General features: G+C 73.7%; 9 protein-coding genes and 1 riboswitch. Of the genes, 1 reads left to right on the forward strand and 8 read right to left on the reverse strand.

The window, feature by feature from the left end:
* Nucleotides 1-245: 245 nt before the first annotated feature.
* On the reverse strand, nt 246-3,116 hold the full coding sequence (gene gcvP, locus AB0C87_RS36180; RefSeq protein ID WP_360581472.1) for an aminomethyl-transferring glycine dehydrogenase: 2,871 nt from the start codon (nt 3,114-3,116) through the stop codon (nt 246-248).
* Nucleotides 3,117-3,286: 170 nt separating this feature from the next.
* Nucleotides 3,287-3,381, reverse strand: a riboswitch (glycine riboswitch).
* A gap of 271 nt (nt 3,382-3,652) precedes the next feature.
* Between gcvP and AB0C87_RS36185 the strand changes: the two genes are divergently transcribed.
* Complete coding sequence (locus tag AB0C87_RS36185; RefSeq protein ID WP_360581473.1) at nt 3,653-6,124, forward strand: lysylphosphatidylglycerol synthase transmembrane domain-containing protein; 2,472 nt, start codon at nt 3,653-3,655, stop codon at nt 6,122-6,124.
* Between the two features lie 4 nt (nt 6,125-6,128).
* Here the strand turns inward: AB0C87_RS36185 and AB0C87_RS36190 are convergent, their stop codons facing one another.
* The 7 genes from AB0C87_RS36190 to AB0C87_RS36220 all read right to left on the reverse strand — a co-directional run.
* The gene (locus tag AB0C87_RS36190) at nt 6,129-6,734 is read right to left on the reverse strand and encodes a MerR family transcriptional regulator (RefSeq protein WP_345183957.1); all 606 of its coding nucleotides are present in this window, start codon (nt 6,732-6,734) and stop codon (nt 6,129-6,131) included.
* A gap of 319 nt (nt 6,735-7,053) precedes the next feature.
* Complete coding sequence (locus AB0C87_RS36195; RefSeq protein ID WP_067886188.1) at nt 7,054-7,524, reverse strand: bifunctional nuclease family protein; 471 nt, start codon at nt 7,522-7,524, stop codon at nt 7,054-7,056.
* Between the two features lie 142 nt (nt 7,525-7,666).
* Complete coding sequence (locus AB0C87_RS36200) at nt 7,667-8,398, reverse strand: MerR family transcriptional regulator (RefSeq protein ID WP_353835320.1); 732 nt, start codon at nt 8,396-8,398, stop codon at nt 7,667-7,669.
* A 39-nt stretch (nt 8,399-8,437) separates the two neighbouring features.
* Entirely contained in the window at nt 8,438-8,968 is a 531-nt protein-coding gene (locus AB0C87_RS36205) for an FHA domain-containing protein (RefSeq protein WP_089315636.1), read from the reverse strand.
* A gap of 309 nt (nt 8,969-9,277) precedes the next feature.
* Complete coding sequence (locus AB0C87_RS36210; protein WP_345183960.1) at nt 9,278-10,051, reverse strand: DUF881 domain-containing protein; 774 nt, start codon at nt 10,049-10,051, stop codon at nt 9,278-9,280.
* Complete coding sequence (locus AB0C87_RS36215; protein ID WP_179848850.1) at nt 10,048-10,380, reverse strand: small basic family protein; 333 nt, start codon at nt 10,378-10,380, stop codon at nt 10,048-10,050. Before AB0C87_RS36215 ends, AB0C87_RS36210 begins: the two co-directional genes overlap by 4 nt.
* 22 nt (nt 10,381-10,402) lie before the next feature.
* The coding region (locus tag AB0C87_RS36220) for a DUF881 domain-containing protein (RefSeq protein ID WP_360581474.1) at nt 10,403-10,853 on the reverse strand (451 nt) is incomplete at its 5' end.

A 10,853-nucleotide genomic window follows, 5' to 3' on the forward strand; every position in this document is an offset into this window, starting at 1 on the left:
GTCCGAAGGCAGGTTCAAGCGAAGCGAGAACCTGATCGCGCAGCGAGCCGCAAGGCGAGCCGAAGCGATGCCAGCGATCGCACGCAGTGCTCGACGATGGAGGGCCGTCAAGGCCCGAAGGAGGAGAGCACTGCAATAAACACAGCAGCGAGCCGCAAGGCGAGCCGAAGCGATGCGAGCGATCGCACGTGGCTTTCCAGGCTGAGGCGCCCCTAGGCGCCTCAGCCTGGAAACCACAATCCAATTCAGTCCTCGAACGCTTCGGGGGGCGGGCAGGAGCAGACGAGGTTGCGGTCGCCGTAGGCCTGGTCGATGCGGCGGACGGGCGGCCAGTACTTGTTCTCCCGCAGGGACGGGAGGGGGTAGGCGGCCTCCTCGCGCGTGTAGGCGTGCTTCCAGTCGTCGGAGACGAGGCAGGCGGCGGTGTGGGGGGCGTTCTTGAGGGGGTTGTCCTCGGCGTCGTAGCCGCCGTCGGCGACCCGCTGGATCTCCCGGCGGATCTCGATCATGGCGTCGCAGAACCGGTCGAGCTCGGCGAGGTCCTCGGACTCGGTGGGCTCGATCATCAGGGTGCCGGCGACGGGGAACGACAGGGTCGGGGCGTGGAAGCCGTAGTCGATGAGGCGCTTGGCGACGTCCTCGGCGGTGATCCCCGTCTCCTTGGTGATCTTGCGGAGGTCGGCGATGCACTCGTGCGCGACGAGGCCGTCGCGGCCGGTGTAGAGGATCGGGTAGTGCGGGGCGAGGCGGGCGGCGAGGTAGTTGGCGCCGATGATCGCACCCTCGGTGGCGGCGCGCAGCCCGTCCGGGCCCATCATCGCGATGTAGGCCCAGGAGATCGGCAGGATGCCGGCCGATCCCCACGGGGCGGCCGAGATGGGGCCGACGCCGGTGCCGGGGCCGGCCTCCTCGCGCATCGGGTGGTTGGGCAGGAACGGGGCCAGGTGCTCGCGGACGCCGATCGGGCCGACGCCGGGGCCGCCGCCGCCGTGCGGGATGCAGAACGTCTTGTGCAGGTTGAGGTGGGAGACGTCCGAGCCGAACTCGCCGGGGCGGGCGAGGCCGACGAGCGCGTTGAGGTTGGCGCCGTCGACGTAGACCTGGCCGCCGGCCTCGTGCACGGCCGCGCACACATCGGTGATCGTCTCCTCGAAGACGCCGTGCGTGGACGGGTAGGTCACCATGATCGCCGCGAGGCGGTCGCCGTGCTCGCCGAGCTTGGCGCGCAGGTCGTCGAGGTCGATGTTGCCGCCCTCGTCGCACGTGACGACGACGACCCGCATCCCGGCCATGACGGCGCTGGCGGCGTTGGTGCCGTGCGCCGAGGAAGGGATCAGGCAGACGTCGCGGTGCTCCTCGCCGCGGAACGCGTGGTAGCCGCGGATGGCGAGCAGGCCGGCCAGCTCGCCCTGGGAGCCGGCGTTCGGCTGGACGGAGACCTTCGCGTACCCGGTGATCTCGGCGAGGAAGCCCTCCAGCTCGCCGATCAGCTCGACGTAGCCGGCGGCCTGGTCGAGCGGCGCGAACGGGTGGATCGCGGCGAACTCCGGCCAGGTGATCGGCTCCATCTCGGCGGTGGCGTTGAGCTTCATCGTGCAGGAGCCGAGCGGGATCATGGAGCGGTCGAGCGCGATGTCCTTGTCCTGGAGCCTGCGCAGGTAGCGCAGCATCGCGGTCTCGGAGCGGTGCGCGTGGAAGACGGGGTGGGTCAGGTAGGGGCTCTCGCGGCGCAGGGCGTCCGGGAACGCCTCGGGGACCTCGCCCACCTCGGTCGCGCCGAACGCCTCGAGCACGGCCGTCACGTGCGCGGGCAGCGTCGTCTCGTCGCAGGCGACCGCGACCCGGTCGGGGCCGTCCGGGCGCAGGTTGATTCCGCGCTCGCGGGCGGCCGCGACGACCTCGGCGGCGCGGCCCGGCACGCGGGCCAGGACCGTGTCGAAGAACGAGTCGTGGACGACCTCGACGCCGCCGGCGCGCAGCCCCGCGGCGATCTCGGCGGCCCGGCGGTGCGTCCGCTGCGCGATCGCGGCCAGCCCCTCGGGGCCGTGGTACACGGCGTACATGCTCGCCATCACGGCGAGCAGGACCTGGGCGGTGCAGATGTTGCTGGTGGCCTTCTCGCGGCGGATGTGCTGCTCGCGGGTCTGGAGGGCCAGCCGGTAGGCGGTGGCGCCGTCCGCGTCGACGGACACGCCCACGAGCCGGCCGGGGAGCTGGCGCTGGATGCCCTCGCCGACCGCCATGTAGCCGGCGTGCGGTCCGCCGAACCCGTAGGGGACGCCGAACCGCTGCGCGGAGCCCACCGCGATGTCGGCGCCGGACTCGCCGGGCGGGCGCAGCAGGGTCAGCGCCAGCAGGTCGGCGGCCACGACGGCCTTGGCGCCGCGCTCGTGGGCCTGCGCGATGACGGGTTCCAGGTCGCGGACGGCGCCGGACGCGCCCGGGTACTGCAGCAGCACGCCGAAGAAGTCGCCGTCGGGCAGGTCGCGGGACAGGTCGGCGATGACGATCTCGATGCCGAGCGGGATCGCGCGGGTCCGGACGACCTCGATCGTCTGCGGGAGCGTGTCGATGTCGACGAGGAACGCCCCGGGCTCCTTGCGCCGGGAGACGCGGTGCGCGAGGGCCATGGCCTCGGCGGCGGCGGTGCCCTCGTCCAGCATGGAGGCGTTCGCGACGGGCAGCCCGGTCAGGTCGCCCACCATCGTCTGGAAGTTCAGCAGGGCTTCGAGCCGCCCCTGGGAGATCTCCGGCTGGTAGGGGGTGTAGGCGGTGTACCAGCCCGGGTTCTCCAGCACGTTCCGCATGATCACACCGGGCGTGGTCGTCCCGTGGTAGCCGAGCCCGATCATGGACGTCAGGACGGTGTTGCGGGACGCGAGCTCGCGGAGCCGGTCCAGCGCGGCGGTCTCGCTCAGCGCGGGCGGCAGGTCCAGCGGACGGGACGTGCGGATCGCGGCGGGGACCGCGTGGTCGATCAGCGCCTCGGCGCCGGAGTAGCCGATGGCGGCCAGCATCCTCGCCTGGTCGTCCGGCGAGGGGCCGACATGCCGGTCGGCGAACGCCGACCGGGGATGCTGCGGCGCGGCCACAGGGGCGAAGAACTGGGCGGTCATGGAGGGCCTCCTGGCTGCTGCGGTCGCTCAGGTGCGCCGCCGGCGCGGGCCGGCGGCCGTTCTCCCCCTCTGTCATGGCACCTGAGAGCTTCACCCGCGCGGCGGGGTTTCCCCTTCGGTGAGCCGCCCTTCCCCGCGCGCGGGGACCGACGCCTGCTTTCCAGAGGTGCCTCGCCCGTGCGGTCCTTTTGCCTGAGAGGTTCCGGGGAGGTTGCCCCTTCGGCGCCCCACGCTGGCGGCGTGGGGTCTCTCCCGCACAGGGTTGACGGCATGTCCTAGGTCGAACCCTACCCAAAGGCGCGTCCGCGACGTCGTTCCGGCCCGCCGGAAGGGGCCGCGCCCCGCGGCGCGGGCGGTCTACCGGCGAGTACCATGTGCTGACTCACCTGGGGCGCGACGGCCCCGGGCCGCACGGGGGCGGGGAGACGAGGCTGCGGGATGGACGCGCGTCCCGGCGGCGGCCCCGCGACTCGACGGCGCGCCGCCGGGTCTGGGACGCTGATCACGATGGCGGATGGTCAGGGCGGCGGTACGGCGTGACACAGGCCCACGACGGAGCGGTGCGCCCGGCGCAGGGCGCGGCCGGCGCGCCCGTCGACGAGCCCGCCCAGCCGTACCGGATCCGCCGGCCCTCCGACGCCATCCGGTTCGCGGCGTCCGTGGTGGGGCTGGCGGCGGTGATGCTGCTGGTGTCGATCGCGCAGCAGACCACCCACGGCCTGCAGACCGACATCGCGCAGGGCACCGCGCACGCGCCGCGGCTGCTGCTGACGCTGGCGACGCTGGTGTCCAGCTTCGGGGTGCTGGCCGTGCCGATCGCGTTCGCGATCGAGCGGCTGTTCCACAAGGACGGCGTCCGCGTGGCGATCGCGCTGCTGGCCGCGATGATCGCGTTCGGGATCACGGTGGGCCTGGACGACCTGGTGGTGCGGGCCGCGCCGGGCGGCGTGCTCGACTCGCTGATCTGGGGCGGCACGGAGACCGCGCCGGTGCACACCGACATCGCCCCGGTGATCGCCTTCGTGAGCGCGGTCGGGATGGCGGGCCGGGCCCGCTGGCAGGCCGCGACCTGGACCATGATCGGGCTGGCGGCGCTGACGGGACTGACGGCGTCCTACGCCTCCGTCGCCGCGCTGGCGGCCACCTACCTGCTCGGCCGTGCCATCGGCCACGGCACCCTCTACGCCGTCGGGACGCCGAATCCCCGCCCGTCCGGGACGGCCGTGGTGGCCGCGCTCGAACGGCTCGGGCTGCACCCGCGGCGGGCGGCGCGCCTGGACGGCACGCACGACGCCGACGAGACCCGCCGCTACGGCGTCGCCCTCGCCCCCTCCCCGCAGGGCGGGTACGGCGCCCGGCTCCCGGCGCGCCGGGAGCGGCACGGCGACTGGGACGTGGAGGTCCGCGTCCTGGACCGCGACCAGCAGACCGCCGGGCTGCTCTACCGCGTCTGGCGGCTGCTGCGGCTGCGCGGCGCCACGACGGGGCGGACGCTGCGGTCGCTGCGCCGGTCCCTGGAGCTGGAGTCGCTGACGGCGTACGCGGTGGACGCCGCGGGCGCCCGGACGCCGCGGCTCGTCGGCACGTGCGAGGTCGGCACCGAGGCGGCGCTGCTGGCCTACGAGCACGTCCCGGGGCGGCGGCTCGGAGACGTCCCCGACGCGGAGATCACCGACGAGCTGCTGGCGGACGTGTGGCGACAGTTCCGGGCACTGCAGGCGGGGCGGCTCGCGCACCGGCGGCTGGAGGGCGAGGCGGTCCTGGTGGGCGACGACGGGCTGGCCTACCTGACCGACCTGCGGTTCGGGGAGACGGCGGCCGGCGACCTGGCGCTGCGCCTGGACCTCGCGCAGCTGCTCACGACGCTGGCGCTGCGCGCGGGGCCGGAGCGGGCGGTGGGGACGGCAGCGCCGGTGCTGGGCGAGGAGGCCCTCGGCGGGGCGGTGCCGCTGCTGCAGCGGGTGGCGCTGTCGCGGGCGACCCGCACCGCGCTGCGGCACCACAAGGACCTGCTGACCCGCATCCGGGAGCAGATCGTCCGGCTGAAGCCGGAGACGGAGGCGCCCCCGGCCAAGCTGGAGCGCTTCCGGCCGCGGACCATCGTCAGCATCGTGGCGCTGTCGGTCGCGGCCTACATCGTGATCCCCCAGGTGACGAGCCTGGACATCGGCCGCCTGGCGGCCACGGCGAGCTGGCACTGGGTGGCCGCGGCCCTCGGGGCGGCGGCGCTCACCTACGTCGCCGCCGCGTTCATGCTGATGGGGTTCGTCCCCGAGCGGCTGCCGCTGGGGCGGACGGTCCTGGTGCAGCTGGCGGCGTCGTTCGTGAAGCTGGTCGCGCCGGCGGCCGTGGGCGGCGTCGCCGTCAACACGCGCTACCTGCAGCGCTCGGGCGTCCGGCCCGCCCTCGCCGTCGCGAGCGTGGGCGCGTCGCAGCTCGTGGGGATGGTCACCCACATCCTGCTGCTGGTGCTGTTCGGGTTCCTGACCGGTTCGACGGCGAAGGCGACGCAGGACCTGGCCCCGTCCCGGACGATCGTGCTCGCGGTGCTCGGGCTGGGGCTGCTCGCGGGGCTCGCGCTGACGGTGCCGCGGGTGCGGCGGGTGGTCGCCTCGCGGCTGAGGGCCATGTTCTCGGGCGTGGTGCCGCGCCTGGTGGACGTGCTGCAGTCGCCGAAGAAGCTGTCCACCGGGATGGGCGGCACCCTGCTGCTGACGCTGGCGTTCACGCTGTGCCTGGACGCCTCGATCCGGGCGTTCGGCGGGTCGCTGCCGTGGACGACGGTGGTGCTGGTGTTCCTCACCGCGAACGCGGTGGGGTCGGCGGCGCCGACGCCGGGCGGGCTCGGCGCCGTCGAGGGCGCGCTCACGCTGGCGTTGACGATCTCGGGGCTGACGGCGGAGACGGCCACGTCGGCGGTGCTGCTCTACCGGCTCCTGACGCTGTGGCTGCCAGTCCTGCCGGGGTGGGGGGCGTTCGCCTTCCTGCAGCGCAAGGAGGCGCTCTGAGGGGTCAGCCGGTGCGGCGGGCGCGCCGCCGGTCGGCCAGTTCGTCGTGGTGGTGCCCGGCGGGGTCCTCGTCGCCGGTGGAGGCGCGTTCAGCGGGCAGCTCCGCCAGGCTGCCCTCCACCTCCTGCCACACCCGTCCGAGCGCGATGCCGAACACGCCCTGGCCGCCCTGGAGGAGGTCGACGACCTCGTCGGGCGAGGTGCACTCGTAGACGCTGACGCCGTCGCTCATCAGGGTGATCTGGGCGAGGTCCTGGACGCCGCGGTCGCGCAGGTGGGAGACGGCCGTGCGTATCTGCTGCAACGAGACGCCGGTGTCGAGGAGCCGCTTGACGACCTTCAGGACGAGGACGTCGCGGAAGCTGTACAACCGCTGGCTGCCGGACCCCTGGGCCGACCGCACGCTCGGCTCCACCAGCTTCGTGCGGGCCCAGTAGTCGAGCTGCCGGTAGGTGATGCCCGCCGCGGCGCACGCCGTCGGGCCGCGGTAACCGACGTCCTCCGGCGGCGCCGACACCTGGGTGTCGAAGAGCAGGCCCTGCTCTCCGGCACGGCGGGACGCCACGCGCCTGTCGGGGGTCGCCTTGCCCTCGCCGCTGCTCACCGCCACGCGGACCTCCGGCTTCTATCATCCCGTAGCGGTTCGTCAAGGGGGTTTGACGAATAACACCACGGGTGTTCCACCAGCACGGTAGGTGCCGGTCAGGGTGTGGTCAACGTTCATCGTCGGCGCGTCGCATGCCCGGATGAACCGGCTTCACGTGGGCAAACTGCGCACCTTCGTCACCCACGCAGTCCATACCCCGATGGTTCCCCCGCAAAAACCGCCAGGTCCGGCGCAATGGGCGACCATTCGCCCGATCGCATGATCTCGCACTCCAGAGTGACATACGGCACAGCGGCCGCTCGCCCCGGGGTGCCGGAGAGGCCTAACCGGCGCGGCCGAAGTCCTCAGGGGAGATCGTGTCGAGGAACTCGCGGAACTTCTCGACCTCGTCCTCCTGCTCGTCGGGGATGGCGACGCCGGCCTCCTCCAGGACGTCCTCGCTCGCGAAGATCGTGGCGCCCGTGCGCAGCGCGAGGGCGATGGAGTCGGACGGGCGCGCGCTCACCTCGACGCCGTTGGAGAAGACGAGGTCGGCGAAGAAGATCCCCTCGCGCAGCGCGGTGATGTTGACCGTGCGGAGCTGGACGCTCAGCGCGTCCAGCACGTCGCGGAACAGGTCGTGGGTGAGGGGCCGGGCGGGCAGCACCCCCTGCTGGGCGAAGGCGATCGCGGTCGCCTCCACCGCCCCGATCCAGATGGGCAGGTAGCGATCGCCCTCCGTCTCCTTCAACAGGACGATCGGCTGATTGGAGGGCATCTCGACCCGGACGCCGACGACCTCCATCTGCTTCACTGCGGCTCCCTGCTGGTTCTCGCTGTCTCGATCACCACGTGCAGCGGATCGATTCCTGACCGAACCATGTAGCCAACGTACACCCAGGCTCGGACAGCTCGCGGCGCGCGGGGTACGGCAAAATCCTCCACCGGCCGCGTGATCAGTGGTCGAGGCTCTCGCGCAGGCCCGCGCCCACCAGCGCGGCGTGCAGCCGGACCGACAGCGCGGCGATCTCCCGCGCGGTCTCGGCGGCCTCCTCGTGCGCGCCGCGGCTGCGGCGGCGCAGCTGCGGCGCGACCATCTGCTCGATCAGGCCGACCTGCCGGTCGGCGGCGGCCTTGACGGCGCGCAGGTGCCGGACCTCGAAGCCGAAGTCCTCGAGCGCGGCGGCCACGCGCGCGATGTTGAGCGCCTCGCCCTCGTAGTGCGCGCCGATCCGGCGGACGAGGCCGTACTCCTCCAGGCGGACGAGGAGGGCCTCGTCGATCCCGGCCCCGTCCAGGAGCTGGCGGCGGGTGAGCCGCACGGCGGGCTCCACCGCGGTCGTGTCGGCGGCCACGAGCGTGCGGGGGCGCCGCCGCTCAGGCTCGGCCGGGCCGGGGCGGCGCGCGCCGGGCGGCGGGACGCTCTCACCGCGGTCGCGCGCCTCCAGCTGCTGCCGGATGACGCGCAGCGGCAGGTAGTGGTCGCGCTGCGCGGTGAGGACGTAGCGCAGGCGCTCGACGTCGGCCTCGCCGAACTTGCGGTAGCCGGAGGGGCTGCGCTCCGGCTCGACGAGCCCCTCGGACTCCAGGAAGCGGATCTTGGAGATCGTGATGTCGGGGAACTCCGTCCTGAGCAGCCCGAGGACGTCCCCGATGGTCATCGGGGACCGGGCCGGCTCCGCGCTCAAGGGCCCTCCCATCGTTCGCCGCGACCTCGCCGCGTTCCGTCAGCCGTGGGCCGGGTTGGTGAGGAACACCAACCGAAACTTGCCGATCTGGACCTCGTCGCCGCCCGACAGCCCGGCCTGGTCGATCCGCTGCCGGTTGACGTAGGTGCCGTTGAGGCTGCCGGTGTCGCGGACGGAGAACACGCCGCCCTGCCGGGCGAACTCGGCGTGCCGGCGGGAGACGGTGACGTCGTCCAGGAAGATGTCGCTCTCGGGGTGCCGCCCGGCGGACGTGCGGTCCTTGTCGAGCAGGAAGCGGCTGCCGGCGTTGGGCCCGCGCTTGACGACGAGCAGCGCGGTGCCCGGGGGGAGCGCCTCCATCGCCATCTGGTCGGGCCCGGCCGGCTCCTCGGCGCCGGCGTCGGTGTCCAGCGCCTCGAATCCCCCGATGGAGATCGTGGACGTGGACTCGCCCGGCGACTCCCGGGGAGGCGGCGGCGCCGAACTCCTCAGCGGAGTGCCGCAGTTCGAGCAGAAGCGGGCATCATCCGGGTTGGCGTGACCGCACTGCGTGCAGTAGACGCTCGGCATCGATCGGCTCGGCCTCCTACCATCGGCGTGCCGCCCGCGGGCCGCCCGCCGTAGCGGGGACCGCCTGCGCCACGCGCATCCTTCACCCAACCCACGCCGGGGATCCGCCCCAGCAACGGTCCAGCTTCACCGCCCGCTCACGCGACGGTCGCCGCAACTTACGCGGCTATCACCCGAGGGGTCAACCGGAACGGTGAACCGGCTGCACCAAACTACATTCGACGATGATCGCAGGTCCATGCCGCCGCGCGGACCGCCGCGATCACGACGTCCCGGCACGGTGCCCGGTTTACCGTCCCCCCGTCCCCTCTAGGGAGACCGTACCGCGCCGACGGCCAGCTTCGCGCGCCGGGTGATCAGGACGCGGGCCCCGGCGCCCTCCAGCGTGCGGACGAGGCCTCCCGGGATGTTGAGCGCGGTCGTCATCGTGTGCGGGTCGCCGATGGCCAGGAACCGGTACGGGGCGGTGAGGAGCCTGCCGTCCGCGCGGACGCCGTCGCGGTCGTCCAGGAAGTGGGTGTCGACGCCGACGCGGACGTCGCCGACCTGGATGACCTCGGCGCCCGCGTCGCGGAGCTCCTCCAGGGCGTCCAGCAGGTTCAGGGCCTTCACGCCGTGCCGGGGGTCGTCGATGCGCAGTTCGATGCCGGGGCCCTCGGCGGGGAGCGTGCCCGCGAGCAGGCCGTAGGTGGTCGCCCGCTCGCGCGCCTCCTCCAGAGCCGTTCCGCCCTCGTCGCGCTCCAGGCGGGCCTTCGTCTCCTCCAGGTCCCGCAGGTCGCCCCTCAGCCGTTCGGAGCGCTGGCCCAGATCCGCGAGGATGCCGACGAGCTCGTCCTGCCGCGCGGTGGCGAAAGTGGTGTCGCGCTCGGTCGAGCGCACCTGCGCGGCGACGGCGAACCCCAGCACGAGGCACAGGAGCCCGCCGACGAGCTGCCCGGGGCTGACGCGCGGGCGCAGCAGATCGGCGAGGGCGCGCAGGCCTCCGGGCGCGGGCGGAACCCGTCCGTCCTCGGGTGGCCCCTCGTTCTCCGCGGCCCGCCCGTCCTCCGGTGGCGCCTTCCGCGTGGCCTCGCCGCCGGTCATGCGCCGAACAGCTTCCGCCGGATGGCCGCCGCGTTGGAGAAGATCCGGATGCCGAGGACGACCACGACGCCGGTGGACAGCTGCGAGCCGACGCCGAGCTTGTCCCCGAGGAAGACGATCAGCGCGGCGATGACGGTGTTGCTGACGAAGGAGACCGTGAAGACCTTCTCGTCGAAGATGCCCTCCAGCCGGGCCCGGACGCCGCCGAACATGGCGTCGAGCGCCGCCACGATCGCGATCGGCAGGTAGGGCTGGAGCCAGAGCGGGACGTCCGGCTGGATCAGCAGGCCCAGCGTGACGCCGACCACGAGCCCGATCAGCGCGATCATCTCCGGGTCACCCCTCCCCCGCTCACCGGCCGCCCCTCTCGCCGGGGACGGCGTACCGCAGCCGGACCGCCCCCGCGGCGGGCAGCCGCACCTCGTCCGAGCGGCGCGTGCCGTACCTGATCCCGAACCGGTCGCGCAGCGCCGCGAGCCGCCGGTCCGCGGGCGAGCCGGCGAAGGCGGCCCGCAGCCGCCCGGGGTCGCCGACCGCCGTGACCTCGTAGGGCCCGCCGAGCGGCCGGTAGTCGACCAGGATCGCCTCACCGGCGGCGCGGATCGCGGTGGTCGGGGTGAGCCGCCGGCCGTTGACGCCGATGGCCCGCGCGCCCGCCGCCCACAGCCCGTTCACCAGGACCTGGAGGTCCTGATCATAGACCCGGCCGTCGGCGGCGCCGCCCCGGGCGGCCGGCCGGCCCCGCCGGGGGGGGGGCCGGGGGGGCACGGGGGCCGCGCCGCGGGCCGGGGCGGGGGGCGGC

Origin of the sequence: Actinomadura sp. NPDC048021, assembly GCF_040653135.1 — a bacterium.
GTDB classification, from domain to species: Bacteria; Actinomycetota; Actinomycetes; order Streptosporangiales; family Streptosporangiaceae; genus Spirillospora; species Spirillospora verrucosospora.

Bases quoted from the DNA above. Each gene is read 5' to 3' on its own strand.
- gcvP (WP_360581472.1), bottom strand. From the start codon at position 3,116: ATGACCGCCCAGTTCTTCGCCCCTGTGGCCGCGCCGCAGCATCCCCGG.
- AB0C87_RS36205 (WP_089315636.1), bottom strand. From the start codon at position 8,968: ATGCCGAGCGTCTACTGCACGCAGTGCGGTCACGCCAACCCGGATGAT.
- AB0C87_RS36210 (WP_345183960.1), bottom strand. From the start codon at position 10,051: ATGACCGGCGGCGAGGCCACGCGGAAGGCGCCACCGGAGGACGGGCGG.
- AB0C87_RS36215 (WP_179848850.1), bottom strand. From the start codon at position 10,380: ATGATCGCGCTGATCGGGCTCGTGGTCGGCGTCACGCTGGGCCTGCTG.